The organism is Amycolatopsis vancoresmycina (genome assembly GCF_000716785.1).
Taxonomy (GTDB): Bacteria; Actinomycetota; Actinomycetes; order Mycobacteriales; family Pseudonocardiaceae; genus Amycolatopsis; species Amycolatopsis vancoresmycina.
The window spans coordinates 310,596-336,929 of sequence record NZ_JNYY01000009.1 but is presented as its reverse complement, the minus strand read 5'-3'; the positions used below and the strand labels follow the sequence as shown (position 1 = coordinate 336,929).

At 70.8% G+C, this 26,334-nt stretch carries 24 protein-coding genes; 11 read left to right on the top strand and 13 right to left on the bottom strand.

The genetic code is table 11. The features are described 5' to 3' along the window. Positions 1 to 14: 14 nt before the first annotated feature. A complete protein-coding gene (locus tag OO60_RS24025) occupies positions 15 to 1,484 on the bottom strand; it encodes a flavin-containing monooxygenase (RefSeq protein ID WP_003056501.1) in 1,470 nt (489 codons plus the stop codon). 66 nt (positions 1,485 to 1,550) lie between these two features. Here OO60_RS24025 and OO60_RS24020 point away from each other — a divergent pair, with 66 nt between their 5' ends. Continuing rightward, positions 1,551 to 2,141 (top strand): TetR/AcrR family transcriptional regulator, encoded by a 591-nt coding sequence (locus tag OO60_RS24020; protein WP_003056503.1) that lies wholly within the window; start codon positions 1,551 to 1,553, stop codon positions 2,139 to 2,141. A gap of 172 nt (positions 2,142 to 2,313) precedes the next feature. Beyond that, a complete protein-coding gene (locus OO60_RS24015) occupies positions 2,314 to 3,159 on the top strand; it encodes a chitosanase (RefSeq protein ID WP_003056507.1) in 846 nt (281 codons plus the stop codon). 6 nt (positions 3,160 to 3,165) lie between these two features. On the opposite strand, the gene OO60_RS24010 is transcribed toward OO60_RS24015, so the two are convergent. From OO60_RS24010 to OO60_RS24000, 3 genes are read right to left on the bottom strand one after another with little or no spacing between them, the layout of a single operon-like run. Then, on the bottom strand, positions 3,166 to 4,152 hold the full coding sequence (locus OO60_RS24010; RefSeq protein ID WP_003056510.1) for a PHP domain-containing protein: 987 nt from the start codon (positions 4,150 to 4,152) through the stop codon (positions 3,166 to 3,168). Positions 4,153 to 4,161: 9 nt separating this feature from the next. Continuing rightward, positions 4,162 to 4,665: a metallophosphoesterase family protein gene (locus tag OO60_RS24005; protein ID WP_003056513.1), complete on the bottom strand. Its 504-nt coding sequence runs from the start codon at positions 4,663 to 4,665 to the stop codon at positions 4,162 to 4,164. After that, positions 4,662 to 5,315, bottom strand: a complete 654-nt coding sequence (locus tag OO60_RS24000; protein ID WP_003056516.1) for a GntR family transcriptional regulator — start codon at positions 5,313 to 5,315, stop codon at positions 4,662 to 4,664. The genes OO60_RS24005 and OO60_RS24000 overlap by 4 nt, the downstream gene beginning before the upstream one ends. A 76-nt stretch (positions 5,316 to 5,391) precedes the next feature. Here OO60_RS24000 and araD point away from each other — a divergent pair, with 76 nt between their 5' ends. The 3 genes from araD (at position 5,392) to OO60_RS23985 (ending at position 10,262) form a co-directional block, all read left to right on the top strand. Beyond that, complete coding sequence (araD, locus tag OO60_RS23995; protein WP_003056519.1) at positions 5,392 to 7,104, top strand: L-arabinonate dehydratase; 1,713 nt, start codon at positions 5,392 to 5,394, stop codon at positions 7,102 to 7,104. Between the two features lie 119 nt (positions 7,105 to 7,223). Further along, a complete protein-coding gene (locus OO60_RS23990) occupies positions 7,224 to 9,011 on the top strand; it encodes a VanW family protein (RefSeq protein WP_003056521.1) in 1,788 nt (595 codons plus the stop codon). A gap of 51 nt (positions 9,012 to 9,062) precedes the next feature. Then, positions 9,063 to 10,262 carry an MFS transporter gene (locus tag OO60_RS23985; RefSeq protein WP_033262107.1) on the top strand — a complete coding sequence of 400 codons (1,200 nt, stop codon included), beginning with the start codon at positions 9,063 to 9,065 and terminating at the stop codon, positions 10,260 to 10,262. Between the two features lie 30 nt (positions 10,263 to 10,292). Here OO60_RS23985 and OO60_RS23980 read toward each other — a convergent pair whose 3' ends face one another. Further along, the gene (locus OO60_RS23980; protein ID WP_003056523.1) at positions 10,293 to 10,577 is read right to left on the bottom strand and encodes a hypothetical protein; all 285 of its coding nucleotides are present in this window, start codon (positions 10,575 to 10,577) and stop codon (positions 10,293 to 10,295) included. 208 nt (positions 10,578 to 10,785) lie between these two features. Between OO60_RS23980 and OO60_RS23975 the strand changes: the two genes are divergently transcribed. Together OO60_RS23975 and OO60_RS23970 are read left to right on the top strand one after the other, a co-directional pair. Next, positions 10,786 to 12,060: a diguanylate cyclase gene (locus tag OO60_RS23975; protein WP_003056524.1), complete on the top strand. Its 1,275-nt coding sequence runs from the start codon at positions 10,786 to 10,788 to the stop codon at positions 12,058 to 12,060. A gap of 108 nt (positions 12,061 to 12,168) precedes the next feature. Beyond that, entirely contained in the window at positions 12,169 to 13,821 is a 1,653-nt protein-coding gene (locus tag OO60_RS23970) for a hypothetical protein (RefSeq protein WP_156081321.1), read from the top strand. Between the two features lie 44 nt (positions 13,822 to 13,865). On the opposite strand, the gene OO60_RS23965 is transcribed toward OO60_RS23970, so the two are convergent. After that, the gene (locus tag OO60_RS23965; protein ID WP_003056532.1) at positions 13,866 to 15,218 is read right to left on the bottom strand and encodes a TrpB-like pyridoxal phosphate-dependent enzyme; all 1,353 of its coding nucleotides are present in this window, start codon (positions 15,216 to 15,218) and stop codon (positions 13,866 to 13,868) included. A 65-nt stretch (positions 15,219 to 15,283) separates the two neighbouring features. Here OO60_RS23965 and OO60_RS23960 point away from each other — a divergent pair, with 65 nt between their 5' ends. Further along, positions 15,284 to 16,144 carry an arginase family protein gene (locus tag OO60_RS23960; RefSeq protein ID WP_003056535.1) on the top strand — a complete coding sequence of 287 codons (861 nt, stop codon included), beginning with the start codon at positions 15,284 to 15,286 and terminating at the stop codon, positions 16,142 to 16,144. After that, entirely contained in the window at positions 16,141 to 16,803 is a 663-nt protein-coding gene (locus OO60_RS23955; RefSeq protein WP_003056537.1) for a dienelactone hydrolase family protein, read from the top strand. The genes OO60_RS23960 and OO60_RS23955 overlap by 4 nt, the downstream gene beginning before the upstream one ends. Before the next feature lie 37 nt (positions 16,804 to 16,840). On the opposite strand, the gene OO60_RS23950 is transcribed toward OO60_RS23955, so the two are convergent. Beyond that, positions 16,841 to 18,013 (bottom strand): S1 family peptidase, encoded by a 1,173-nt coding sequence (locus tag OO60_RS23950; RefSeq protein WP_240490567.1) that lies wholly within the window; start codon positions 18,011 to 18,013, stop codon positions 16,841 to 16,843. A 136-nt stretch (positions 18,014 to 18,149) separates the two neighbouring features. Between OO60_RS23950 and OO60_RS23945 the strand changes: the two genes are divergently transcribed. Then, positions 18,150 to 18,659, top strand: coding sequence for a hypothetical protein (locus OO60_RS23945; protein WP_003056541.1), 510 nt, complete (start codon positions 18,150 to 18,152; stop codon positions 18,657 to 18,659). Between the two features lie 36 nt (positions 18,660 to 18,695). Here the strand turns inward: OO60_RS23945 and OO60_RS23940 are convergent, their stop codons facing one another. From OO60_RS23940 to OO60_RS23915, 6 genes are all read right to left on the bottom strand, one after another. Beyond that, complete coding sequence (locus OO60_RS23940) at positions 18,696 to 19,520, bottom strand: AAC(3) family N-acetyltransferase (RefSeq protein WP_003056543.1); 825 nt, start codon at positions 19,518 to 19,520, stop codon at positions 18,696 to 18,698. 44 nt (positions 19,521 to 19,564) lie between these two features. After that, a complete protein-coding gene (locus OO60_RS23935; RefSeq protein WP_003056544.1) occupies positions 19,565 to 21,757 on the bottom strand; it encodes a tetratricopeptide repeat protein in 2,193 nt (730 codons plus the stop codon). Further along, entirely contained in the window at positions 21,757 to 22,335 is a 579-nt protein-coding gene (locus OO60_RS23930; protein WP_003056546.1) for an RNA polymerase sigma factor, read from the bottom strand. Before OO60_RS23930 ends, OO60_RS23935 begins: the two co-directional genes overlap by 1 nt. 456 nt (positions 22,336 to 22,791) lie before the next feature. After that, the gene (locus tag OO60_RS23925) at positions 22,792 to 23,562 is read right to left on the bottom strand and encodes an SDR family NAD(P)-dependent oxidoreductase (protein WP_003056550.1); all 771 of its coding nucleotides are present in this window, start codon (positions 23,560 to 23,562) and stop codon (positions 22,792 to 22,794) included. Positions 23,563 to 23,618: 56 nt separating this feature from the next. Next, the gene (locus OO60_RS23920; protein ID WP_244885572.1) at positions 23,619 to 24,119 is read right to left on the bottom strand and encodes a GNAT family N-acetyltransferase; all 501 of its coding nucleotides are present in this window, start codon (positions 24,117 to 24,119) and stop codon (positions 23,619 to 23,621) included. A gap of 189 nt (positions 24,120 to 24,308) precedes the next feature. Beyond that, positions 24,309 to 25,295, bottom strand: coding sequence for a helix-turn-helix domain-containing protein (locus tag OO60_RS23915; RefSeq protein ID WP_003056555.1), 987 nt, complete (start codon positions 25,293 to 25,295; stop codon positions 24,309 to 24,311). A gap of 79 nt (positions 25,296 to 25,374) precedes the next feature. Between OO60_RS23915 and OO60_RS23910 the strand changes: the two genes are divergently transcribed. After that, positions 25,375 to 26,328, top strand: coding sequence for an RNA polymerase subunit sigma-70 (locus OO60_RS23910; protein ID WP_003056558.1), 954 nt, complete (start codon positions 25,375 to 25,377; stop codon positions 26,326 to 26,328). The last annotated feature ends 6 nt before the right edge of the window (positions 26,329 to 26,334 follow it).

Below are 26,334 nucleotides of genomic sequence, written 5' to 3'. Positions count from 1 at the left end.
TGTGAAACAGTGTTCTAACCCTGTTTCACACTCACGACCTCGTAGTCGGCTTCACGGAACGCCCCCACCTGCGACCGCAGCCGGCCGGTGGAGAAGGGCCAGCTGAAGCTGTTGCGGCCGTTGACATCCGTGTAGTAACTCGAACAACCGCCCGACTGGTACACCGTCCCCGGCAACGCCGCCTGGACCTCCGCGTTGAACGCGTCCTGCGCCTCCGGGCGGACCGACAGCGCCGTCCCCGCCGCGCTCAGCGTCCGGGTCACCGCCGCCACCGTGTGCCGCAGCTGGGCCTCCAGGATCATGAACGCCGACGAATGCCCCGTGCCGAGGCTCGGCCCGAGCAGCAGGTAGAGGTTCGGGAACCCGGCCACCGTCGTCCCCGCGTACGCCTGCGGGCTGCCCTTCCAGTGGTCGTCGAGGCTGCGGCCGTCGCCGTCGAACACCCGGGACGACACCGGCATGTCGAGGATGTGGAAGCCGGTGCCGAAGATGATCGCGTCGACCTCCGCCGAAGAACCGTCCGCGCCCAGCACGCGCGAACCGTCCACCGAACGCACCGCCGCCGGGTGAACGTCCACATGGGACTGCGTCAGCGCGCGGTAGTACGTGTTCGACATGAGCAAGCGCTTGCAGCCCAGCGTGTAATCCGGGGTGAGCGCCTTGCGCAACACCGGATCCCGCACCGCGAACCGCAGGTGCGCGAGCCCGATCCGCTGCACCTGCCGCAGCAGCCACGGGTGCCGGAACCCGAACCCGAGCGTCTCCATCATGCCGTACTCGGCACTGCGCAACGCCCGCTGCAAAGCCGGGAACCGCCGCAGCAGGAGCCGCTCGACGCCGGGGACCGGGTGGTCCGGCTTCGGCAACACCCACTGGGCCGTGCGCTGGAACAGGTGCAGCCGCCCCACCCGCGGCACGATCTCCGGGACGAACTGGACCGCCGACGCGCCGGAACCGATCACCGCGACCCGCTTGCCCGCCAGGTCGTAGCCGTGGTTCCAGCGCGCCGAGTGGAAGACCTCGCCCGGGAAGCCGGCGAGCCCCGGCAGGTCCGGGATCAGCGGCTCGTGCCAGGGACCGGTGCCGGCGACCAGGACCCGGGCGCGGTACGGCCCCCGTGACGTCTCCAGCTCCCACCGCGCGTCCCGCGCGTTCCACTGCGCCCGCGTCACCTCCACGCCGTAGCGGATCTTCGGGGTGACCCCGAACCGCGAAGCCGTGTCGCGCAGGTAGGCCCGGATTTCGGCCTGGCCGGCGAAGGCGCGCGTCCATTCCGGATTGGGGGCGAAGGAGTAGGAGTACAGCGCGGACGGGACGTCGCACGCGCAGCCGGGGTAGGTGTTGTCGCGCCAGGTGCCGCCCAGCGTGTCCGCCTTCTCGAGCACGGCGAGGTCCTCGACCCCGGCCTGGCCGAGGCGGATGGCGGCGCCCAGCCCCGACGCCCCGGCTCCGACGACGAGGACCGCGAAGTCACGTTGTTCCATTTTCGGAGACTAGCAGTATCCGAATACTATCGGTACCCCGATTCCGGACCTCGCTAGAGTGCCCGCATGCCCCGACTCACCCGCGCGGAAAGCCAGGCCCGCACCCGCGAACAGCTCGTCGAGACCGCCAAGCTGTTGTTCCTGCGCGACGGCTACTCCGTGACGTCCCTGGAGAAGGTCGCCGACGAGGCGGGGTACTCGAAGGGCGCGGTGTACTCGAACTTCCGCAACAAGGACGAGCTCTGCCTGGCGGTGCTCGACCGGATCCACGACGAGCAGGTCGAACTGGTCGCCGAGGCGCTGGACGGCGCCGAAGGCGTGGACGGGCTGCTCGCGGCGTTCCAGGCCTGGGCCGAGCGCAGCATCGGCGACGAGGCGTGGACGGCCCTGGAAGTCGAGTTCGCCACGAACGCCCGGCGCGACCCGCACGTGCGGGCGGAGCTGGCCGCGCGGGACAAGGCCATCCGCGACTCGATCGCCGGCCTGCTCACCGGGTTCGCCGAGCGGTTCGGGATCACCCTCCCGATGTCGGCCGACGACGCCGCGACGGCGCTGCTGTCCCTGGGCATCGGGCTCGGCGTCCAGCGGGCGATCGACCCGACGATCCCGGTGTCCGTGCTGCCCGACGTCATCCGCCTCTTCGCCGGCGGCCGCTGACCGTCCTCTGAGGACCCCGCCGCGTGGTCTGGACCGTTCACGAACATGAACGAATTCCGCCTCTTGTGGAGCCTGCTGACCCTTCGCTACCGTGTCGTTACGCCGCAGCTCCACCTCATCACCCGAAACGCCGTGCTCCGACGGCGCATCCCGCGGAAAGGGTCCCCTCCCCATGAGCAAGAAGTTGCGGCCGGTCCTCGTCGGCACGCTCGGCGCGGCCTCCGTCGCCGCCCTCGTGATCACCACGCCCGCGCTCTCCTCGGCCGCACCCGCGCCACTGGCCGCGAGCAGCGCGTCCGTGCTCGCCACCGGCGACCTCTCGGCGCCGGCCAAGAAGGAAATCGCGATGAAACTGGTCTCCAGCGCGGAGAACTCGTCGCTGGACTGGAAGGCGCAGTACAAGTACATCGAGGACATCGGCGACGGCCGCGGCTACACGGCGGGCATCATCGGGTTCTGCTCGGGCACCGGTGACATGCTCGAACTCGTCGAGGCGTACACGAATTCGGTCCCGAACAACCCGCTGGCCAAGTACCTTCCCGCGCTGCGCAAGGTGAACGGCACCGATTCGCACGCGGGCCTCGGTTCGGCGTTCGAAAGCGCGTGGAAGCAGGCCGCGGCGACGACGGCGTTCCAGACGGCGCAGAACAACGAGCGCGACCGCGTCTACTTCAACCCGGCGGTGAACCAGGGCAAGTCGGACGGCCTGAGCAACCTCGGCCAGTTCGCCTACTACGACGCGATCGTGATGCACGGCCCGGGCGACAGCTCCGACAGCTTCGGCGGCATCCGCAAGGCCGCGATGAAGAAGGCGAAGACCCCGGCCCAGGGCGGCGACGAAGCGACGTACCTGAAGGCGTTCTTCGCGGCCCGCAAGGTGATCATGAAGCAGGAAGAGGCGCACGCGGACACCTCGCGCGTCGACACCGAGCAGGCGAAGTTCCTGAGCGAGGGCAACTTCGACCTGCACACCCCGCTGAAGTGGAAGGTGTACGGCGACTCGTACACGATCAACTGACGCCGGTCATCGGGTCAGGAGCGCATCCGCCGTGCGGGTGTTGAGGATGCGCTCCGGCCCGATGCCCGCCTTGATCGCGCGCTCGCAGCCGTAACCCAGCCAGTCGAGCTGCCCCGGCGCGTGCGCGTCGCTGTCGATCGTGAAGTCGCAGCCGATCTCCGCGGCCAGCCGCAGCAGCCGCATCGGCGGGTCCAGGCGCTCCGGCCGGGAGTTGATCTCCACCGCCACGCCGTTCTCGCGGCACGCCGTGAACACCTTCTCCGCGTCGAACTCCGACTCCGGACGCCCGCGGCCGACCACCAGCCGGCCCGTGCAGTGCCCCAGGACCCGGACGTGCGGGTTGCGGACCGCCGCCACCATCCGGCGGGTCATGTCGCGGGACGGCATCCGCAGCTTCGAGTGGACGCTCGCCACCACGAAATCGAGCTGTCCCAGCAGCTCTTCCTCCTGGTCCAGTGACCCGTCGTCGAGGATGTCGACCTCGATCCCCTGCAGCAGGCGGAAGGGGGCCATCAGCTCGTTGGCCTTCGCCACGATCTGCATCTGCGTGCGCAGCCGGTCCGGGGACAGCCCGTTCGCGACCGTCAGCCGCGGCGAGTGGTCGGTCAGCACCATGTACTCGTGGCCGAGGTCGCGGCCCGCCACCGCCATCTCGCCGATCGAACTCCCGCCGTCCGACCAGTCCGAATGCGTGTGGCAGTCCCCGCGCAACGCCGACCGCAGCGGCTCTCCGCTCGGCAGCTGCTTGGGGACGAGCTTGCCCCGGTAGGCCGGTTCACGACCGGCCAGCACGTCCTCGATGACCCCGGCCGTGGCCTTGCCGATGCCGGGCAACGACGTGAGCGTGCCGTTCTCCGCCAGCTGCGCCAGCTGCTCGGCGCCGGTCTTGTCGACGGTCGCGGCCGCGTTCCGGAACGCCCGGACACGGTAGGTCGGTTCGCCCGCGCGTTCGAGCTGGAACGCGATCTCCCGCAACGCCCATGCCGGATCCATGGGACCTGTCTACCTCCTCCGGGGCAGTCGGTGCAGCTCGACGTCCACCAGCGCGCCGTCCTCGACCCGGCCGGTCTGGTACGTGCAGTACGGCTGACGGCGGCGGTCGGTCGGCGAACCCGGGTTGAGCAGCCGCAGCCCGGACGGCGCCACCGTGTCCCACGGGATGTGGCTGTGCCCGAAGACCAGCACGTCGGTGTCCGGGAACTGCGCGTCGCACCGCTGCTCACGGCCCTGCTTCGCGCCCGTTTCGTGGATCACGGCCAGGCGCACGCCGTCGAGCTCCGCCCGCGCGATCTCCGGCAGCCGCGCCCGCAGCGCCGGACCGTCGTTGTTGCCGTACACCCCGATCAGCCGCTTGCTGCGCGCCTCGAGCTCGTCCAGCAGGGCGACGTCGACCCAGTCGCCCGCGTGCACGACGACGTCGGCGGCCGCGACCTCGGCCCAGACCTGCGGCGGCAGCTCGCGGGCGCGGGCCGGCAGGTGGGTGTCCGAAATCAGCAGCAGCCTCATCCGATGGCCTTCAGCACCCGTTCCAGGAACCCGCCGATGTGCTCGCGCAGCAGGGCCGCGGCCCCGTCCGCGTCACCCTTCTTCGCCGCGGCGAGGACTGCCTTGTGCTCGGTCCACTCCTTCTTCCAGCTCGGGTTGGCTTCCCAGCCGACGACGCTGATCAGCGCCGCGCGGTCCTTGAGGTCGTCGAGGATGCTGACCAGCAGCGGATTGCCGCAGCCGGAGTAGAGGGCGCGGTGGAAGCGGCGGTTCAGCAGGCTCAGCGCGGCCTGGTCCTTGTCCGCGATGGCCGTCGACGCCTCCTTCAGCGCCTCGGCCGCGTCCTCCAGCAGCTCCGGGTCGCGCCGCTCGACGGTCCGCCGGACGGCCTCGGGTTCGAGCACCATCCGCACGTCGTAGACGGACTTCGCGAGCTCGGCGTCGACCGTGATCACCGACGCGCCCTTGTACGGGCTGAACGTCACCAGTCCGGAGTTGGAGAGCACCTTGAGGGCCTCGCGCACCGGGGTCTTCGACACGCCGAGCCGCGCGGCCAGCTCCGCTTCGACGAGCGGTTGACCGGGGACGAGTTCCCGGGTCAGGATGCCGCGGCGGATCTCCTCCAGGACCACTTCGGTCCGGGAGGCGGGCAGGCTGAACGTCCCGGTCATGGCGCGCTCCCTCGATCTGTGAAACCCCAATTCAACCAGGCCCACCGATCGTATATCAGATGCCATACTGGACGGCATGAAGCAACCCGAGGAACTCCGCAGCCACCGGTGGTTCGGCGGCGGCGAACTGCGCAACTTCAGCCACCGCGCCCGCAGCCGCCAGCTCGGCTACAACCCGGAAGAGCACCTCGGCAAACCGGTCATCGGCATCCTCAACACCTGGTCGGACATCAACCCCTGCCACATGCACCTGCGCGAACGCGCCGAGCAGGTCAAGCGCGGTGTCTGGCAGGCAGGCGGGTTCCCGCTGGAGTTCCCGGTCGCCACGCTGTCGGAGACCTACCAGAAGCCGACGCCGATGCTCTACCGCAACCTGCTGGCCATGGAGACCGAGGAGATCCTCCGCTCCTACCCCATCGACGGCGCCGTCCTGATGGGCGGCTGCGACAAGACCACGCCGGCACTGCTGATGGGCGCGGCCAGCGCGGGCCTGCCCGCGATCTTCGTCCCGGCCGGGCCGATGCTGCGGGGGCACTGGCGCAACGAGGTCCTCGGCAGCGGCACCGACATGTGGAAGTACTGGGACGACAAGCGCGCCGGGCTGATCGGCGACGCCGAAATGTCCGAACTGGAACGCGGGCTGGCCCGGTCACCGGGGCACTGCATGACGATGGGGACGGCGTCGACCATGACTTCGGCGGCCGAGGTGCTCGGCGTGACGCTGCCGGGTGCCGCGTCGATCCCCGCCGTCGACTCGGCGCACCACCGGATGGCCGCGGCGAGCGGTGCCCGGATCGTCGGCATGGTCTGGGAAGACCTGACCATCACGCAAGTCCTGGACAAGCGCGCCTACAGCGATGCGATCACCACCGTGCTCGCGCTGGGCGGTTCGACCAACGCCGTGATCCACCTGATCGCGATGGCCGGGCGCAGCGGGATCCCGGTCTCGCTCGCGGACTTCGACGCGATCGCCCGGCGCGTGCCGGTGCTGGCCAACATCCGGCCCGGCGGCGACTGGCTGATGGAGGACTTCTACTACGCCGGCGGCCTGCCCGGGCTGCTGTCGCGGCTGACCGACCTGCTGCACCCCGAACGGCTCACCGTCACCGGCCGGACGCTCGGCGAGAACCTCGCGCAGGCGAGCGTGCACAACGACGACGTGATCCGGACCCGGGACAACCCGGTCGCCGCCGAGGGCGGGGTCGCCGTGCTGCACGGCAACCTGGCGCCGTCGGGCGCGGTGATCAAGCACATCGCCGCCGAGCCGCACCTGCTGACGCACACCGGCCCGGCCGTGGTGTTCGAGAACTACCCGGACCTCAAGAAGCGGATCGACGACCCGGCGATCACCACGGACTCGGTGCTGGTGCTGCGCGGCTCCGGCCCGCTCGGCGGCCCCGGCATGCCCGAGTACGGGATGCTGCCGATCCCGGCGCACCTGCTCGAACAGGGCGTCCGCGACATGGTCCGGATCTCCGACGCCCGGATGAGCGGCACCAGCTACGGCGCCTGCGTGCTGCACGTGGCACCCGAGTCGCACGTCGGCGGCCCGCTGGCGCTGGTCCGCGACGGCGACCTGATCACCTTGGACGTCCCCACGCGCACCCTGCGGCTCGAAGTGTCCGATGCGGAGCTCGAACGGCGGCGTGCCGAGTGGACTCCGCCGGCGCCCCGGTTCGAACGCGGCTACGGCGCGCTCTACAGCGAACACATCACGCAGGCCGACGCAGGCTGCGACTTCGATTTCCTGGCCAGGGCCGGGCACGATCCCGAACCCGATGCCGGGTGAACCCCGCGATCCGTGACCGTTTCATCCCCCGTTAGGGCGAGTCGTACGGCTTGTCCGGCTGCCCCGTACGCTGACGTCGTCACCGGCGCAACCCGGCGCCGCGCTGAAGGGGTGGAGAGTTGCCGTACGAACCGCGCTGGCCCGACTCACACGGTGAGCAGACCGACGTCCTCCCGGTCGTCCGGCCCGAACCGGAACCGGGCCCCGGCCGCACCCCGAAGCGCTCCTTCCGCACGGCGGGCCTGATCGCCGGCGGGGTGTTCGGGCTGCTCGTCGCGGTCTACGGCATCGACCTGCTGATCAGCCAGGGCAGCGTCCCGCGCGGGGTGACCGTGGCCGGCGTCGACGTCGGCGGGATGGGCCGCGACGCGGCCGAGCAGGAGCTGCGCGGGAAGATCGAGCCGCGGCTGACGCGCCCGCTCGCCGTCACCGCGGGCGAGTACCAGGGCACGCTGTCGCCGACGCTCGCCGGGCTGAAGCTGGACTGGCCGCAGACCCTCGACCAGGCGGGCGAGCAGCCGCTGAACCCCTTCACGCGGCTGTCGTCGTTCTTCTCCAGCCGCGAGGTCGGCGTCGTCAGCCACTCCGACGACGCCAAGCTGACCGCGGCGCTCGAGACGCTGCGCGGCCAGGTGTACCGCGATCCGGTCGAAGGCACCGTGAAGTTCGACGGCGTCCAGCCGGTCGCCGTGCCGCCGAAGGCCGGGCAGAAGCTCGACGTGGCGGGCGCCACCGCCGCCGTCGTCGAGAAGTGGGCGAGCGGGGAAACCCTGGCGCTGCCGGTGACCGGCACCCCGGTCCGCACCACGGCCGAAGGCGTCCAGGCGGCGCTCGACGGGTTCGCGCGCCCCGCCGTCTCCGGTCCGCTCGTGGTCAAGGGCGAGGGCAAGAACGCCACCGTGAAGCCGGAGGCGATCGCCGCGGCGATCACCTTCGAACCGGCCGACGGCGGCGGGCTGACCCCGAAGATCGACAACGCGAAGATCGCCGAAGCCGCCGGGCCGCAGCTGAAGTCCACGGAGAAGGAGGGCAAGGACGCGACCATCGTCTTCGAAGGCGGCAAGCCCGCGGTCGACCCCTCCACCGACGGCCGGACCATCGACTGGGACCCGAGCCTCAAGCCGCTGCCCGACGTGCTGAAGAAGACCGACGGCCGCGAGGTGCCGGCGATCTACAAGGACAGCCCGGCGAAGGTCACCACCGACCAGGCGAACCAGCTGGGCGTCAAAGAGGTGGTCGGCGAGTTCACGACGCAGAAGTTCGCGGCCGACTCCGGCGTCAACATCCGCGTCGTCGCGCAGAAGGTGAACGGCGCCATCGTCAAGCCGGGGGAAACGTTCAGCCTCAACGGGTTCACCGGTCCGCGCGGCACGGCGCAGGGCTACGTCGAGGCGGGCGTGATCAAGGACGGCGCCCCGGGGCGCGAGGTCGGCGGCGGCATCTCGCAGTTCGCGACCACGCTGTACAACGCGTCCTACTTCGCGGGCCTGAAGGACGCCGGGCACAAGGAGCACAGCTACTACATCAGCCGCTACCCCGCCGCGCGCGAGGCCACGGTGTTCCAGAACCCGAACGGGTCCAGCGTCATCGACCTCAAGTTCACCAACGACTCGCCGACCGGCATCGCGATCCAGACGATCTGGACGCCGTCGTCGATCACCGTGAAGCTGTGGGGCACCAAGCGCTACACGGTCGAGTCGATCGAGGGCGCCCAGACCAACCAGAGCGACCCGCCGACGAAGCCGGGGCCGGCGGAGAACTGCCACGCCTCGAACGGCGCGCCGGGGTTCACCACGAGCAACACCCGCGTGCTCAAGGACGCGGCCACCGGCCGTGAGGTGAGCCGCTCGACCCGGACCGTCCACTACAACCCGCAGCCGAAAATCGTCTGCGGAGAAGCACCGTGACCTCCTAACGGCCGTTCACGCTGGGCGTCCGCGGCGGTACCCTGAGTGCCCATGAGCGGACGCGCGGTGGGGTTCCGGGACGTCCTCGGCGTGACCGAATTCCGGGCCCTGTTCGCGGCGCAGCTCGTCTCGGTCACCGGTGACCAGCTGGCGCGGGTCGCGCTGTCGATCCTGGTCTACGACCGCACGAACTCGCCGGGCTGGGCCGCGCTGACCTACGCGCTGACGTTCCTGCCGGACCTCGTCGGCGGCCCGCTGCTGTCCGGGCTGGCCGACCGGTACCCGCCGCGGACGGTGATGGTGCTGGCCGACGTCCTGCGGGCGCTCGCGGTGGCCGTGATGGCGACGCCCGGCCTCCCGCTGCCGGCGGTGGCGGCGCTGCTGGTCGGCGTCCAGCTGTTCAACCCGGTGTGGAACTCCGCGCGGGCCGCGCTGCTGCCGCAGGTGCTGCCCAGCGACACGTTCGTGCCCGGGATGGGCCTGCTGATGATGCTGGTGCAGGCGGGCCAGGTCGCCGGGTTCGCACTCGGCGGGCTGCTCGTGGCGGGCCTCGGCACCGGCGGCGCCCTGCTGGCGGACGCGGCGAGCTTCGCGGTGTCGGCCCTGTTCCTGGTCAGCGGCGTCCTCCCGCGGCCGCCGCGGGAGTCTTCCGGGGTCCGCTGGTGGCGGCACGTGCGGGCGGGCTGGACGGTGGTGGCGCGCGACCGGCGGCGGCTCGCGCTGGTGGCGCTGGGGTGCGTGTCGGGGCTCTACATCGCGGGCGAGGCGGTCGCCGCGCCGTACGCCGCCGAGCTCGGCGGCGGTGCGGTGGTGGTCGGGCTGCTGCTCGGCGCGTACGCGCTCGGGAACGTGCTCGGCATGGCGGCGCTCTCGCGAATCCCGCCTGCGCGGCGCAGCCGGCTGCTCGGGCCCTTGGCGGTGCTGGCGTGCGCGGCGCTGCTGGGCTGCGCGCTGCAACCGGACCTGGCGGCCACGTTGACCCTGTTCACGCTGTCCGGGGTGGCCAGTTCGTACAACCTGATCGCGAACACGACGTTCGTGCAGCTGACGCCGGACACCCAGCGCGCGCAGGCGTTCGGGTTCGCGTTGACGGCGTTGCGGGTGTCACAGGGCCTGGGTGTGGTGCTGGCGGGGCTGGCGGCCGAGCGGGTGGCTCCGCACGGCGTGGTGGCGGGCGCGGGCGCTTTGGGCGTGCTGGCGGCGTTGGGCGCGGCTCGCCTGTGGCGGCAGGCGCAACCGGATTCCCGGTGACCGGCGACGGTGCCGGTCACCGGGCACTGGTCAGGACCGCGTCCAGTCGGTCGGCGCCTGGCGCGGCGTCCAATCGGTCGGGCACTGCGGCAGCGCTGGCGCGACGCCGGGCCGGGTCCAATCGGTGGGCAGCTCGCGGACGGTCCAGTCGGTGGGGAGTTCGCGGGCGGTCCAGTCGGTCGGCAGCTGCCGCGTGGTCCAGTCGGTCGGGATCGCGCGGGTCCAGTCGGTGGGGAGCTGCCGGGTCCAGTCGGTCGGCCGCTGCGCGCGCCGGCGGGACGGGACGATGTTGGCGTTGGGCAGGAAGTGCGACATGATTTCTCCAGTTCGTGAGGGTTTACGCACGGTGCGTGACCGAACGGTAGCCTGACCGGCCTAGTGACACACCGCGTTCATTCGATTACAGTGACGTTTTCCGCGAAGAGTTCCGTCCTGGGAAGAGGGGCGTTTCGTGGGATTGTCCGGGTCCCAAGGGCGAAAGCCCAGCTCAGAACGTCCACGATCAGGTATCCGAACGTGGGCGATGTGGAAGCTGGCCACTCCGGTGCTCGGCTATGTCCTCGTCGTCGACGCGCTGGCGTTGATCATGGTCGCGACGACGGCCGCGCTGGTGCCGATCACGGCCCAGTCGCTGCTGTGGTGCGGCCTGATCCTGGCCGGCGAAATCGTGCACCTCGAAGCGGCGCAACGCATCGAGCGCATCCGCGAGCTGGCCGCCGACGGACGGCCGCACATGCACCTCCAGTCGATCTGGATCTTCGCCGGGCTCCTGCTGCTGCCCCCGCCACTGGCCACTGTGGTCATCGTTGTGAGTTACGCCCATTCGTGGGTGCGCGTCTACAAACGGCGCGGCGTAATTCACCGGAAAGTGTTTTCCGGCGCCACGGTGATCCTCGCCTGCGCCGCCGCGGGCGGCGTTCTTTCGGCGGGTACCGGGCACGTGGCGCCGTATGTGCCGTATCTGGACGGGTTCGGCGGGATGACGGCGCTGCTGGTGTCCGGGCTCTCCTACTTCGGCCTCAACTACGTGCTCGTGATCCTCGCGATCCTGATGAGCAACCCGGGCAAGCCGCCGCGGCAGGCGTTCGGCAACCCGTCCGACGTGCTGATCGTGCTGGCCGCGGTGGGCGTCGGCTGCGGCATCGCGCTGGTGATGACGGTCCGGCCGTGGCTGCTGCCGGTGCTGATGGTGACCCCGGTGGCGCTGCACATCGGCCTGCTGCTCCCCCAGTTCCAGGCGGCGGCGCGCACGGACTCGAAGACGGCGCTGCTCGCCCCGGAGTTCTGGGTCCAGCTGGCCCGCAACGAGCTGGCCCGCGCGGCGGAGCTGTCCTCTACGGCGGGCGTGCTGATGATCGACATCGACCACTTCAAGGCCATCGACGACGGCAACGGCCACCTGGCGGGCGACGAGGTCCTGCGCGCGGTCGCGGCGGCGATCCAGGGCTCGGTCCGCGGCGGCGACTACGTCGGCCGCTTCGGCGGCGACGAGTTCGTGGTCCTCCTCCCGGGCACGACGAGCGCGGAGATCGCCTCGGTCGCGGACCGCATCCGCACGGCGATCGCCCGCATCGAGGTCCCGGTCCCGGTGATCCGCCCGGGCAAGCCCGAGGTGATCACGGGCCTGACGGCCTCGATCGGCGCAGCGGTGTACCCGGAAACGGCCACGGAGTACACGATCCTGCTGCAGGCAGCGGACGACGCGGTGTTCGAGGCGAAGGCGGGCGGCCGCGACCGCGTGGTCTTGGCGACCGCCCGCACCGAGCTGTCGCGCCCGGAGATCCCGGACACCCTCTGACGGCTCACCCCCAGCCGGCCCGGAAGTGATTCACCTGCTTCTCGCGCGGCGGGTCACAGGTCGGGACCTGACCGGCTTTTTCGCCGAACCCACCCTGAATACGGGCGTATGATTTCCCGGGATCCGCGAATCAGCACCGGCGAGGAGGGGGTCGGGCAGGTGACTGCGTCCATCATCGTGATCTACTTGGCCATCGGTGCGGTACTGGCCGTGTTCAGCGCCTTTTACATGGGACCACGGGCATTGAAGCTCGCCGACAAGTCGATAGACAGGGTCGTCGGGCTCGCCAGTTTCCAGCGGCAATTCAAAAAGGGACTGCTGTCGAGACTGCGATGGATAATAACGTACCGGTTCCTGTTCTTCCCGGTGTTCGTCGTGGCCTGGCCGGTCACCGTCGCCTACATGCGCCGGGCGATCATTTCGAGAGACTACCGCGAGCGGACGAGAGCCGTGCACCTGGCGCCGGTGAACCTGCAGGTCGCGCTGGCGCTGTTCGGGTTCGCCCTGCTGCTGCTCGTGCTGCGGATCCTGGTCGGTCCCGGCTGGGCGATCGACACGGGATCAGCGTTCCTCCTGGTCGCCCTGATCGCCAACCTGATCTCGAACTCCCTGTCCGCCCTCGACCTCCCCGGTCAGCTGCGCAGAAACCTGATGCAGCCGTACGTGCAGTTCATCGCCATCGCCGCATTGCAGTACCTCACGCTCCTTTCCGGCTCCCTGCTGCTCGGCCCCCTCCAGGTCGGCGGGAAGCCGACGCTCGACGTCGTCGTCGACCAGATCAAGGGCCTGGGCGCCTTCACCCACGTTTTCGACGTGGTCCTCGGGACGCCACGCACGCCGTCGGCGATTCTGCTGACACTGGCCGGGATCTGCCTGTTCGCCATGATCGGCAAGGTCCTGTTCCAGTACAGGAAATTCATCCGGCAGCCGGCCGACCACGCGACGATCGTGGCGACGCTGAGCGCGCTGGGCCGGATCGAGGACGCCCGGCGCTGGCTGGACAAGCTCGACGCACAGGGCTTCCGGGACGGGTCGTTGCTCGGCGCCCGGCTCATGGTCCTGATCGGTGAGAACGAACACGAGAAAGCCTATTCCCTCGCCGAAGCGCAGGTCGTCCTGCGCACCGGCGACGACGGACCCCGCCGGGACCACACCGTCGACGACGTTCTGGTCACCCTCCTGACGACTTCGTCGTTCATGAGCCTGCAAACCGGCCAGCACTGGCAGCTGGTCAGGTTCGCGGTGCGCCGCGGAATCAGCGACGGCTGCCTGGCCGCCATGATCTGGCCCCTGTGCGAAGATCTCGAAATCGACCAGGCCGGCCAACTGGCCGGAATCGGGATTTCGTACGAAAGCCATCCGATCACGCATTCGACGGCCGCGTGGCTGCTGGCCGGCGATTCCCCGGCGGAAGACGAAGCCAGGGCCCGGCTGGCCGCGGCTCAGCCGGTTTCGGACACCGACAAGATCGCCCGCGCCATGGCGGACTGCCGGATCCGCATCTTCCACCGCGACGACGTCGCACCGGCCGCCACGGAACTGCTGGACCTGATCACGGCAGCCGGCGACCTGCCGGCCTGGTGCCGTCCGACCTTCGGCGTCGGCGTGGACGAGCTCGTCGCATCCAGGTTGCTCGGACGGGAGCTCCAGGAGCGCGCCAGGCAGTGCGAAAGAGCCTTGTACGAAGGCCTCGGGCGCGGGGAGGTCGAAATCTACAACTCCCTGAAGGCCGCGAGCCGCATCCTTTCCGGTCAGCACTAGCGGGACACCCCGGGTGGCGCACCGGACGCCACCCGGGCCCCCGCCTACGGCAGCGTCGCCAGCGATTCTTCCAGCGTGGCCGCCGAAAGCTCGTTGTCCACCATTTCCCCCGCGAGGTAGGCGCCGTACGCGGGCAGGTCGAGGTGGGCGTGCCCGCACAACGCCGTGAGGATCACCTTCTCCTCCCCGGTTTCCTTGCACCGCAACGCTTCCTGGATGCACGCCGCGAGCGCGTGCGTCGGTTCCGGTGCCGGGATGATGCCCTCCGACCGGGCGAACCGCACGCCCGCCGCGAAGCACTCCTGCTGGCCGACGGCCAGTGCCTCGATCAGGCCCAGCTCGTAGAGGTGCGAGATGAGCGGCGACATCCCGTGGTAGCGCAGGCCGCCCGCGTGGATCGGGTCCGGGATGAACTCGTGGCCGAGCGTGTGCATCTTCAGCAACGGGGTCAGCCCGGCGGTGTCGCCGAAGTCGTAGGCGTACTTCCCCCGCGTGAGCGACGGGCACGCGGCCGGCTCGACCGCGCGGATCACCGGGTCCATCCGGCCGGCCAGCTTCTCGCGCAGGAACGGGAACGCCAGCCCGCCGAAGTTCGAGCCGCCGCCGGTGCAGCCGACCAGGACGTCCGGGGTGTCGCCGGCCAGGCGGAACTGGCGCAGCGCCTCCTCGCCGATGACCGTCTGGTGCAGCAGCACGTGGTTGAGCACGCTGCCCAGCGCGTACCGCGTGTTCGGGTCCTGCGCCGCCTGCTCGACGGCTTCGCTGATCGCGATGCCGAGGCTGCCCGTCGAATCGGGGTGCTGCTTGAGGATCGCGCGGCCGGACTCGGTCAGCTCGGACGGGCTCGGGTGGACGGTCGCGCCGAACGTCTCCATCATCAGCTTGCGGTAGGGCTTCTGGTCGTAGGACGCGCGCACCTGCCAGACCTCGCACTCCAGCCCGTACTGGGCGCAGGCGAAGGCGAGCGCGCTGCCCCACTGGCCGGCGCCGGTCTCGGTGGTCAGCCGCGTGACGCCTTCGGCCGCGTTGTAGAACGCTTGCGGCACCGCGGTGTTCGGCTTGTGCGAGCCGACCGGGCTGACGCCTTCGTACTTGTAGTAGATCCGCGCCGGGGTGCCCAGCGCCTTCTCCAGGCGACGCGCGCGGAACAGCGGCGACGGGCGCCAGAGCCGGTAGACCTCCCGAACCTCCTCCGGGATGTCGACATAGCGATCCGTCGTCACTTCCTGGGCGATGAGCGCCTGCGGGAACAGCGGCGCGAGGTCGTCCGGCCCGACCGGCTCGCGGGTGCCGGGGTGCAGCGGCGGCGGTGGCGGCTCCGGCAGGTCGGGGATGACGTTGTACCACTGGGTCGGGAGATCGGCTTCGTCCAGGACGTATTTGGTCTGCTCAGCCATCACGCCTCCTTGGTCGGCACTCCAACCTAGGCCGCTCCCGGCCGCGGAGCCAGTACGGTGATCGGGTGAGGAATCCGGTCCTGATCGACGCACCGTCCAATCTGGGCCTCCGGCCGCCGGCCGAAGGCGCGGTGCCGGGCTGTTACAAGACGCCCGGCGTGCTGCGCGACCTCGGTATCCTGAGCCGCCTGGGCGCGGCCGACGGCGGCGTCGTGACGCCGGGCCGGTACGTGGGCACGTGGCAGCCGGGTGACGGCGTGCGCAACGCGGCGGCGCTGGCCGCCTACACGCGCGCACTGGCGGCGCGGGTGGCCTCGGTCCGGTCGTCGGGCGGCTTCCCGGTGGTCCTCGGCGGCGACTGCTCGATCTCGCTGGGCGCGATGCTGGCGCTGCGCCGCGCGGGCCGGTACGGCATCGCGTACCTGGACGGTCACGACGACTTCCGCCACCTGGGCGTCGCGGACCACGTCGGCGCGGCGGCCGGCGAGGACCTGGCGATCATGACCGGGCGGGGCGAGCCCGGCCTGGCCGACATCGACGGCCTGCGCCCGTACGTCCGCGACGAAGACGTCCTCGTGCTCGGGGTGCGGTCCGCCGAGTCGGCGCACCTGCGCGCCGCGGGGATCGCCCACGTCACGTCCGAATCGATGATGGCTTCCGGGTGGGCGCCGTCGTCGCCGTTCGAGGGCCTGGACGGCTTCTGGGTGCACGTGGACATCGACGTGCTGGACCCGGCGTATGTGTCCGCAGTGGACAGTCCCGACCCCGGCGGCCTCGACCCGGACACGCTGGTGTCGGTGCTGCGGCAGCTGCTGGCCCGGCCGGGCGCCGCGGGCTTCGAGCTGACCGTGTTCGACCCCGACCTCGACCCGGACGGCCACCAGGCCGCCCTGGTCGCCGACATCCTCGAAAGGGCGTTGCGATGACCGACCTGCCGATCTGGTACCCGCCGTCCGGCCGCGGCCCGGGCCTGGTGCTGGTCCAGGAGATCTTCGGCCTGGACGACTACCTGCGCTCGGTGGCGGCCGGCCTGGCGGAGGCGGGGTACGTGGTGGCGATCCCGGAACTGTTCCGGCGGACGGCGCCGGGCTGGTCCTCGACGCACGACGAAGCCGGCGTGGCGGCGTCGATGGCGGTGGCGGCGTCGTTCGACCCGGTGCTGGGACTGGCGGACGTGCTCGACGCGGTGGCCCACCTGCGTGCGCTGCCGTCGGTTTCGGGCGGGGTGGGGGTGCTGGGCTTCTGCCTGGGCGGCTTGCTGGCCTTCGCGGCGGCGGCCGAAGGCGATCCCGACGTGGCGGTGTCGTTCTACGGCTCGACGGTCGCCAGGCAGATCGCGGACCTCGCCCGGGTTTCGTGCCCGATCCAGTTCCACTTCGGCGGCCAGGACCCGTACATCCCGCGGTCGGACGTGGCCGTGGTCGAGGCCGCGGTGGCGGCGCACCCCGGCGCGGAGATCCACGTGCAGGAGGAGGCCGGGCACGCGTTCCACAACCACGTGGCCCCGATGTTCCACCACCCCGAAGCCGCGGCGCGCGCGTGGGAGCTGACGACGGAGTTCCTGCGCCGGACGTTGCCGGCGTGACTCCGGGCGCGCACGCCGCCGTGAGCGCCCGGAGTGCTCACAGCGGGTCGAGAGCGCCGTTGACGCTGAACAGTTTCAGCTGGTACGCACGCAGGACCGGGTTGATCGGCTGGAAGTAGGTCGTGCCGCCGAAGGTGCAGTCGCCGCTCCCGCCGGAGGTGGTGCCCTGTGCCTGCCCGCCGGACAGGTACGGCCCGCCCGAATCCCCCGGCTCGGCGCAGGCGCTGGTCCGGGTCAGCCCGGTCACCGTGCCTTCCGCGTAGTTGACGGTCTCGTTCTTGGCCTGGATCGTGCCGCAGCGCCAGCCGCTGGTGATGCCGGACCGGCAGATCGACGCCCCGACGGGTGCTTCCTGCAGGCCCTCGACGCGGACGCCGTCGCCCTGGTAGTCGTTGACCTGCGGCATCGCGAACGGGCCGAAGTCGAAGTCGTAGTTGTCGTGGCTGACCCAGGCGTGGTCGTTGCCGGGGAACACCGAGCCGCGGAAGGTCCCGGTGGCGCCGACGTCGAAGCCCGGGGTGGCCGCGTCGCCGGCCCGGCCGCAGTGGCCCGCCGTCGTCCAGCCGGTGAAGTGCTGGACGTAGCTCAGGACGGAGAAGCCGAGCGAGCACCGGCCGAGCGGCACCCGGAGCAGGTCCCCGCCGTAGATGCCGAGCGGCACCCGGTCCAGCGTCCGCGGCGTGCCGGCCGAGACCTCGACCCGCACCGCACGCGGGTCGGCGCCACTGGCCCCGACGAACGCGGCGGCGACCGCGACGGCGTCCGGGTGGGCACGCACGACGACGGCGTTCGTGACGGCGTCGACGTACCAGCCGGACACGGCACGGGCAGCCGGCCGCGCCGCCTTGTCCAAAGTAGACTTAACCTTGCCGAGTTCGCTTTCACTGCGCCGGACGAGCTTAGGCTCGGCACCGGCGGCTTTCACCGCGTCCGCCAGCGCCGGATCGGTGACGGCCACGACCAAAGTGGACGAACTGAGCCAGGCGCCGCCGAACCGGGTGCCGAACTCAGCCCGCAGCCGGCGTTCGGTGCGCCCGGCGGCCGCCTCCACGGCCAGCAGTTCGGTCGCCTGGGCGGAATCGAGGTGCAGATCGCGCTGCATCGCGGCGAGCAGCCGCGGATCGGCGGCCGCCTGAGCCGGCCCGCTGACCCCGGCCACGGCGAGCCAGACGACCCCAGTGGCGGCGAGCACCCTGCGTGTTCGAAGCATGGCGGAACTCCCTCCCGTTCGCCCCCGAGTGTCGGGCGCGGGAGGAGAGCGAGGCTATGTCGTTCCGCGTGAACCGGATGACGGCGTTTGTCAAAGTTCACAAGGTCCGGATGACGGGCGGGCTAAGGTTCCCGCCATGCTCGATCGCATCCGGGACAACGCCCGCGCCACGGCCCTGCTGGCGAACGTGTTCGACTTCGACCTCACCCGCCAGGACCCGGTCGAGCGGGTACACCTGGCCTCGGGCGGAAAGCTGCAGGTGGCCGCGGGCGACGCAGCGGGCGGCACGTTCTTCGTCTGCGACGGCGGACCGGTGCTGTACGCCAGTTCCGAGGGCACGGCGGGGATCGTCGCCGAGGATTCGACCGCGGCGGTCCGGCTGGTGACCGGGCTGCCGACGTGGCAGGACGTCGTGGCCTGCGCGCCTGACGTCGACGCCATGCGGGCCGCCTTCGAAGCTTCCTACGCGGAGTTGAGGGAGGAGGAGCCCGAGCTCGACCGCCTCCGTGCCGAGGTGGCGGCCGAGCTGGAGCTCGACGAGGTTCCCGTCGAGGAGTTGCTGGCGTCGTTGAGCGTCTGCCTGACGGAGCTGTCGCCCGGTTTCGTGCTGCTCAACGAAGACGGCGACGAATACGAACCGCTGTGACCAGCCGCTCCACCCGGTGCACAGCAGCTCTGGCGGCTACGTCGGTTGGGGGCCTCCGGCGATCGAGTCACGGCACAACAGGCATTCGTCGTCGTCGCAGCGGGTGATGCCCTGGTCCGCTTTGATGGCCGCGGCAGCGGCTGCGAGAGTCTGCCGCGCGGGAAATGCCTGCCACCGCGATCCGCCGACGACCACGGTACGGACGTTGGGGTGCAGGATCGGCTCCAGGCGGGGAAACCCTTCGGAGCAGGAACCGACCTCGACCATGGTCACCCGACGGTCGGGGTCTCGCGCCCAGCGTAGGAACAGACGCCGTCCCGCCTGCTGTTCGGCCAGGTGGAGCGCTGTCATCCGGTTCAGGCCAACCCCGATCAAGACGATCACCCCCTCCCGAGCGGCCAATTCGCGGATGGGGCCGTACACGTCGGAGGGGCTCTGCGCCGAGATCAACTTTTCGGCCAGGGGGCCGATTGCGGCGAACGAGTTGAGCGGATGCGTGCCGCGTACGACGCTGGTACGGCTGATCACGGCCGCCGGGAGCACGCCCAGCCCCGGGTTGATGAGCCCACAGTCGACGGTGTACGGGGTGCCTTCCGGGGGCGTGGGCACCGCGGGGAGTTCGGAGTAGTCGATGCCGTTGCGCGCCGGCCGCATGCCGATGGGCGGAGATACGCCGAATTGGGGTTCGGTGAAGGCCGGCACCAATACGGTGCGGTTGTTTGCCAGCAGCGCATCCAGCAGGACGTGCACGCCACCCGCGATGGGCGCGCGGAAGGAACGCAACGAGGCGTGCAGCATGATCGGGCGACCTCGCGGCGCCAGTTCGTCGACCGCCTTGCTGAAGTGTTCGCTCGGAATCATCGCGGATCTCCTCGAACCGGAAGCCGGTAGTAGTGGTCGGTGATTCAGACGGAGTGGCGGGCGTCGACGATCCGGCCCTGCCGGAGCTCCTCCAGTGCCATCGCTGTCGCTCGCGTCTCGGGGTGGTCCTCGCCCAGCACCCGGCGACGGCGGGCCAGGACATCCCGGTAACCGGCCTCCGCCTCCGCCGTCCGGCCGCGACGGGCCGCGATCCAGGCGAGCTCGTGCCGGATGACGAGCGTCTCGGGATGATCTGCACCGAGGAACTGCGCACGCAGGCCGAGAAGATCGCGGTAGCCGGTCTCGGCTTGCGCCCAGTTGCCTTCCGTGGCGGTGATCCAGGCGAGCTCGTGCCGGGTTCCCAGCGTTCGCTGATGCGTGGGGCCGAGCACGCGCAGACGATCCTCGAGGACTGTGCCGAGGACGGCGCGGGCCTCGTCGAGCCGCCCCTGGTTCGCGATCGCCCAGCCGAGCTCATGGCGGGTGATCAGGATGTCGGGGTCGTCGGGCTCCAGAACGCCGGCGCTGTCGCGGAGGACCGCTCGATAGCCCTGCTCGGCCTTCGCCCATTCCTTACCGCAGCCGGCGATCCAGGCGAGTTCGTGCCGGCACCTGAGGACATCCGGGTGCTCGGGGCCGAGCTGCCGCAGCCGGTTCCGGAGAACGTCCAGGTACAGCCGTTCCGCTCCGGCCAGATCACCCTGGTCGGCGACTGCCCACGCCAGCATGTGGCGCAGGCGAAGCACCGTGAGATGCCCGTCGCCCAGCTCAGCGCTGTGGGCCAGGGCACGCTCGCACAGCACACTCCCCGCTCGGCCGGCTCCGCTGAGGTTGAACGCCCACGCCATGCCGGCGGCGGTTTCCAGGAGCTGGATCAGATGCTCCCGGTCCACGTGCTGTGCGGTGGTTCCCAGGAGGCTCAGCAGATGGGGGCCGAGCAGGGCGTACTCCGGCCAGGTGGCCGGCTGGTCCTGGGGCAGCCCGGCGACATCGGCGGCAAGGAGGGCGACCGCGGTGTGCCGGATCCAGGCCGGGCGCGGTTCCGGCACGTCCAGGCCGGCTCGGCCGACCGCTCCGACGACGGGATGCACGACGATGCCGCTCGGGGAGCTGTCGTCGATCAGGCCGACTTCCCGCAGCCCCCGCAGGACTTCGTCCAGGTGCCGAATCGGCGGAGTGGTGTTACGCGGGCTCGGCGGGCCGGCCAGGAAATCGGCGTCGAGGAGCCCCTCGGGGATCGCGGTGGAGGCGTAGCAGCTGGCCAGCTGCAGTACTGGCCGCGCCTGCGGGACTCCCCGCTGTGCCAGCTCGTCCAGCGACATCTCCACGGCACGACCTGTCAGCGTCCCCGTGACTGCGGCGGCGGGGCGTTCCCGCAGGCCGGAATCGGCCGTCTCCCCGACCGCCAGTTCGTAGGCGGCGAAGGTGGCTCGCCGGGTGGTCCGCGAACGCAGGTGGCTGCCCGCCAGGTGCAGGCTGAGCGGGTGGCCGTCAAGACGCCGCGCCAGCGCCCTGGCCTGGTCTTCATCGCCCGCCTCCGGCGCGAGTTCGCGCAGAACCCGGGCGGCGTCGTCCTCGTCCAGAGCGCCGAGGGACAGGATCCGTGCCGCTCCCCACATCCGCGGATCGGCCTCCCGGCTGGTCACCAGGGCCAGGCCGTGTGCAGACGAGCGCACCCAGCCCGTCAAGTCCTGGATCCCGGCCGGCGAAGTCCCGGTCGCCAGCACCCGGGGATCATCGGCCTCGTCGAACACCAGCAGCCACCCGGGAGGTACGCCATCGAGCAACCGCCAGAAGCGGTCGGCGGCGTCGGCCGTGCCCCGGGCGATCGCCTCGACGTCGTGCGAGGCTGCGCCCAGCTGCCGCGCCACCGTCGTGAGGCCCTGTGACAGGGCGACCGGATCGACGGCCGGAACCCACCACGTCCGGTCACCCCGTGCCCGGACGTGCTCGGCCAAGGCCGCGGCCACCGTCGTCTTGCCGGTGCCCCCCGGGCCGGTGAGCACCGCGGGCTTTCCCGGCGATCGGCGCGTCAGCTTCAGCAGGTCGTCCAGCAGCGCACGGCGGCCGATGAACCGGGCGGGTCCGCCGGGAACGCGGTCTCGGGGCCTGTTCTTGACTGCCCGCAGCCTGGCCTCCAAGCCGTCGTCGGTGATGTGCTCCTCGACGATCTCGCTGATGCGGTTCAGCCGTTCCCGCAAGGTCTCAGCCTCCGTGCGGTCGTCATCGCTGGCCACTACCGCTCCTCCTCTTCTTCGGGCGAGCCGATCGGCGGGGGTCCCCACAGCGGGCGCAGCCGCTTCTTGCCAAGATGGACGATCTGGCGGACGTTGTTGGTTTTCTTGTTCAGCACCTCGGCGATTTCTGCCACTGTGTAGCCTTCGGTGATCAAATGCATCACCTGACGCTGCGCCGGCGGCAGGCACGCAAGGATGCCCGCGACGAACTGACGATCTTCCACGGTGGTCAACGCCGAGCTGTCGGCCGGCAGCGTCGACCCGTCCTCGTCGAGCGCGACGGATTGCCGCCGGCGCCGCTCACTGTTGAGCCGGTGCCTTGCCGTTTTCATGGCGTAAGCCTTGGGATGCCGAACCCGGCCGGGGTCGGAGACGGGAAGATCCCACCGTTCGAGGACCTTTTCCATTGCGTGTGCGGCACAGTCGTCAGCGTCGGCCAGGGAAGCTCCCTCCATGACCATCAACGCCTTCACCAGCTCCCGGTATTCGGCACGGAAGAAATCGTCGAACCCGCCCGGGTACACCACTTCCCCGTCCCCAGCGGAGTCGCCGTTGGCGAACTGCTCCTCATCGGGCACCGGAACCCTCCCAGGGTGACCAACCACCCCGGCCGCATACGGGTACGGAACCCTTCGGCGGTGGCTCGCGCGTCCCGGCGAGCTTCGGCGTCACCTTCAGGCGGTAACCGCAGTCATTCACGTCCATGGGGGCTGCCCTTTCGCCTCATCGATCCGTCGATCGACTTATAAGAGCCCCCGGCCGCCCGATACGTTAAAACCCCTGATCACACGCAACCGTGTCCCGTGCCGGCGTTGCAACGACGTCGGACGGCAGGTCGGGGCCGATTGCGGCGAGTACACGGCGACGGGGCATCGACCTTCGCCAGCCTGACGAACACCTCCGGCGGGAGGTTCGGGTGTGAGGATTCGACGGACTGCTCGACGAATCGGCGTTGCGCACCGAGCCTCGGCGTCCGGGGTGCTCCGCGATGCGTCGCCGGTGCCCACCGCGCCGCCTCCACCGCTGGATGCGCATCATCCGACGTACGGCGCGATCGCCGTGTAGCCGCCGTCCACGGCCAGTTCCGCGCCGGTCACGAACGAGGCCCGGTCCGACAGCAGCCACGCCGCCGCCTCGGCCACCTCTTCGGGCCGGGCCAGCCGCTTCAGCGCGTTCCACCCGGCGACCCGCTCGCGCTCGCCGGGGACCGAGTCGAGCCACGGCCCGGTCTGCGGGGTTTCGGTGACGCCGGGGTTCACGACGTTGACCCGGATCCCCGACGGCCCGTATTCGGCGGCCGCCGCCTTCGTCAGCCCGACCACGCCGTGCTTGGACGCCGAGTAGGCGGCGGAGAACGCGGTCCCGAAGAACGCGGCGGTGCTGGCGTTGTTGACGATCGCGCCGCCACCGGCCGCCCGCATCGCCCGGATTTCGTGCCGCAGGCACTGCGCGACGCCGGTCAAGTTGGTCGCGAGCGCCGCCTGCCACGCCTCCGGTGAGGTGTCCGCGAGCGGCGTCCCCTCCGGACCGACCCCGGCGTTGTTGAAGGCCACGTCGAGCCGCCCGAACCGCTCGACCACCGCGGCGACGATCGCTTCGCAGTCCGCGTCCCGGGCGACATCGGCGACCACCGCGAGAGCTTGCCCGCCCGCCGCCCGGATCTCCTCGGCCAGCGCGCCGAGCTTGTCCCCGGAACGCGCGCTCAGCACCACGGCCGCGCCTTCCCGGGCGAAGAGCCGCGCGGACGCGGCGCCGATCCCCGTGCTCGCTCCGGTGATCAGGGCGACCTTCTCGGCCAGCAGCATGACACGACCCTAAATCAGGGCGGCGGGCGAATCCATGGTCCGTGCAACGGGATGGGCTACAGCCATTTGGTGGTGAACAGGGTGGTTCCGCGGACCGGGTCCACCTCTTTGCGCGCGGTTTCGGTGAATCCGAGCTTGTCCAGCACGCGGCGGGAGGCGGTGTTCCACTCCCACACCGTGGCCCGAAGTCGTGCGTACCCGGACGATCTGGCCCAGCCCAGGACCGCCGTCGCGGCCTCGGTCGCGTAGCCCCGCCCCCAGGTCCGGCGCAGCAACTCGAAGGCCAGCTCCGGTTCTCCTTCGGCTCCCTGCCCGTCGATCAGCCCGCAATAGCCGATGACATCGCCGGAAGCCTTCCGCTCGATCGCCAGCAACCCGCCCGACGACGGCCGGCCGGCGCGAATCGCTTCCTCGAGCTCGGCGACCGTGGGACGCCCGTCGGCATCGATCCGCCGATGTGACGGCACTCGCGGATCACGTTCGGTCCACAGTTCTCGCTGCACGACAGCGTCGGCCACCCGCCACGGCCGGAGCAGCAGGCGATCGGTCTCGAGCACGACCTGGGGTTCCGAAGGCATTTCGACTGCCATGAAAGCAATATCTCACGCGCGCGTCTTCGCGATGCCGCCGAACCCGTAGTGCGGGTCGGATTGGCGGCGCAGTCGGCGTACCCGGCAGCGAATTGTTTCACCGTTTCCGCAGTGACTTCGGCTTTACGACAATATCCGGACAGGTCGCGGACAGCGTCAGGTGGTCTCGTGGCGCAGGGCAGCCGCCAGCCATTCCTGGACCGCCGCCGTCTTGCCGGGATCCGGCCTGGGCGTGCCGTTGATCGTCGCCACGAGCGTGGTGTACCTGACCATCAGGTTCGTCCCGGTCAGCGCGGCCCGCGTCCGCTCCGACCTGGCCCGGTCGAAGCCGGCCATGCTGCGCCGGGCCTCGTCGGCGTCGTGCGTGCCGGTCATGGCGGCCAGGAAACCGGCCGAGTCGGCCACCATCCGTTCGGCGATGTCCCTGGCCTGCGGCGCGTCCGGCGGCACGCCGGCCTGCTGCGCCGCCTGTGCCTCCAGGTAGAGCACCCGGCGCTGCTCGGCGCGCGCCAGCATCTCGGGGGTGGCCATCAGCTTGCCCCGCTCGGTGCCGAAAGCACGACGGAAGAACGCCCGCAGCTCGGTCCGGAACTGCTCGTCCTGCACGACCTCCGCGAGTTCGATCCACGCCTCGAGCTGCTCGGTGGACGGCTCCTCCGGCAGGTGCGGCCGCCGGCTGCGCAGCCGTTCGAGATAGCCGGGATGGACGTCCAGGCCGTCGGTCACGAAGTCCCAGAAGCGGCTGATGAGCCGGTCGCGGTCGTCATCGGACATCGACACGAGCTTGTGCATCAAGCCCACCTGCTCGGCCGGGGTGTGCTGGCGCACGATGGTCCGCAACACGGCGCGGCGCGCGCGGAACTGCTGCAACTGGTCCTCGACCAGCCGCAGGTGCCGGGCGGCCAGCTCGTGCAGCGTGCTTTCCTCGGCCACCACCCGGCGGATGTCGTCCAGGCCGGCGCCGAGGTCGCGGAGGGTGCGCACGAGTTCGAGCCGGGCGATGGCGTGCACGTCGTACCGCCGGAAGCCGCCCTCGGTGACACCGGTGGGCGCGACGACACCCTCATCGGCGTAGAACCTGATCGCGCTGACGCTCAAACCGGTGCGGCGGGCGACGTCCCCGATGGGATAGAGCTCGTTCATGTCCCCCACTGTGCAATCTCGACCGGCTTGAGAGTCAAGGGTCACGGATCGACGCCGGCTGGTGGAAGGATCGACGACCATGACCGACGGCACCGACGAGGCCACGTTCATCGCGGCGGCCCGCGCGGGCGACGCGGCGGGGTTCGCGCTGATCACCGAGCGCCACCGGCGTGACCTGCAGGTGCACTGCTACCGGATGCTCGCCAGCTACGAGGACGCCCAGGACATGACGCAGGAGACGTTCCTGCGCGCGTGGCACAAGCGGGAGTCGTTCAAGGGCCGCGCGAGCCTGCGGACCTGGCTGCACCGGATCGCGACCAACGCCTGCCTCGACTTCCTGGAGAAGCGCACCGACCGCACGCCGGGGCCGGACCTGCTGCACCTGCAGCCCTACCCCGACCGGATGCTCCCCGAGGAGTCGGTGGTGGCGCGGGAGACGATCGAGCTGGCCTTCATCGTCGCCGTCCAGCACCTGCCGCCGCGGCAGCGTGCGGTGCTCATCCTGCGCGACGTCCTCGGCTGGCCGGCGCCGAAGACCGCCGACGCCCTCGACCTGACCGTCGCCTCGGTGACCAGCGCCCTGCAGCGGGCCCGCGCGACGATGCGCGAGCGGCTGCCCGGCCGCCGTCTCGACTGGCGCACCCCCGCGACCCGCGAACTGTCGAGCGACGAGCGCGGCGTGGTGAAGGCCTACATCGACGCCCACGAGCGCAACGACCTCGACGCGCTGGCGTCCCTGCTGCGCGAGGACCTGCGCTTCGCGATGCTGCCCGACCCGGGCACCGCGACGACGACGGCCGGGGACGCGGTGGACGGCTGGGTCTCCGGCGGCCTCTTCCGCCCCGGCCACGACGACTGGCGCGGGGTCACGACGACGGTCAACCGCATGCCCGCCGCCGCGCTGTACCTCCGCACCCCCGGTGACTCCGAGCACCGCCTGTTCGCCGTCGCGGTCCTGCACGTCGTCGACGGGAAGATCGCCGAGCTCACCGGCTTCGACGCCACCGGCAAGCCGTGGCTTGCCCCCTCGTGACCGGGG

Excerpts from the sequence above, each read along its gene's own strand:
- OO60_RS24025 (WP_003056501.1), bottom strand. The coding sequence starts at position 1,484 with ATGGAACAACGTGACTTCGCGGTCCTCGTCGTCGGAGCCGGGGCGTCG.
- OO60_RS24020 (WP_003056503.1), top strand. The coding sequence starts at position 1,551 with ATGCCCCGACTCACCCGCGCGGAAAGCCAGGCCCGCACCCGCGAACAG.
- OO60_RS24015 (WP_003056507.1), top strand. The coding sequence starts at position 2,314 with ATGAGCAAGAAGTTGCGGCCGGTCCTCGTCGGCACGCTCGGCGCGGCC.
- OO60_RS24010 (WP_003056510.1), bottom strand. The coding sequence starts at position 4,152 with ATGGATCCGGCATGGGCGTTGCGGGAGATCGCGTTCCAGCTCGAACGC.
- OO60_RS24005 (WP_003056513.1), bottom strand. The coding sequence starts at position 4,665 with ATGAGGCTGCTGCTGATTTCGGACACCCACCTGCCGGCCCGCGCCCGC.
- OO60_RS24000 (WP_003056516.1), bottom strand. The coding sequence starts at position 5,315 with ATGACCGGGACGTTCAGCCTGCCCGCCTCCCGGACCGAAGTGGTCCTG.
- araD (WP_003056519.1), top strand. The coding sequence starts at position 5,392 with ATGAAGCAACCCGAGGAACTCCGCAGCCACCGGTGGTTCGGCGGCGGC.
- OO60_RS23985 (WP_033262107.1), top strand. The coding sequence starts at position 9,063 with ATGAGCGGACGCGCGGTGGGGTTCCGGGACGTCCTCGGCGTGACCGAA.
- OO60_RS23980 (WP_003056523.1), bottom strand. The coding sequence starts at position 10,577 with ATGTCGCACTTCCTGCCCAACGCCAACATCGTCCCGTCCCGCCGGCGC.
- OO60_RS23975 (WP_003056524.1), top strand. The coding sequence starts at position 10,786 with ATGTGGAAGCTGGCCACTCCGGTGCTCGGCTATGTCCTCGTCGTCGAC.
- OO60_RS23970 (WP_156081321.1), top strand. The coding sequence starts at position 12,169 with ATGATTTCCCGGGATCCGCGAATCAGCACCGGCGAGGAGGGGGTCGGG.
- OO60_RS23965 (WP_003056532.1), bottom strand. The coding sequence starts at position 15,218 with ATGGCTGAGCAGACCAAATACGTCCTGGACGAAGCCGATCTCCCGACC.
- OO60_RS23955 (WP_003056537.1), top strand. The coding sequence starts at position 16,141 with ATGACCGACCTGCCGATCTGGTACCCGCCGTCCGGCCGCGGCCCGGGC.
- OO60_RS23950 (WP_240490567.1), bottom strand. The coding sequence starts at position 18,013 with ATGCTTCGAACACGCAGGGTGCTCGCCGCCACTGGGGTCGTCTGGCTC.
- OO60_RS23945 (WP_003056541.1), top strand. The coding sequence starts at position 18,150 with ATGCTCGATCGCATCCGGGACAACGCCCGCGCCACGGCCCTGCTGGCG.
- OO60_RS23940 (WP_003056543.1), bottom strand. The coding sequence starts at position 19,520 with ATGATTCCGAGCGAACACTTCAGCAAGGCGGTCGACGAACTGGCGCCG.
- OO60_RS23925 (WP_003056550.1), bottom strand. The coding sequence starts at position 23,562 with ATGCTGCTGGCCGAGAAGGTCGCCCTGATCACCGGAGCGAGCACGGGG.
- OO60_RS23915 (WP_003056555.1), bottom strand. The coding sequence starts at position 25,295 with ATGAACGAGCTCTATCCCATCGGGGACGTCGCCCGCCGCACCGGTTTG.
- OO60_RS23910 (WP_003056558.1), top strand. The coding sequence starts at position 25,375 with ATGACCGACGGCACCGACGAGGCCACGTTCATCGCGGCGGCCCGCGCG.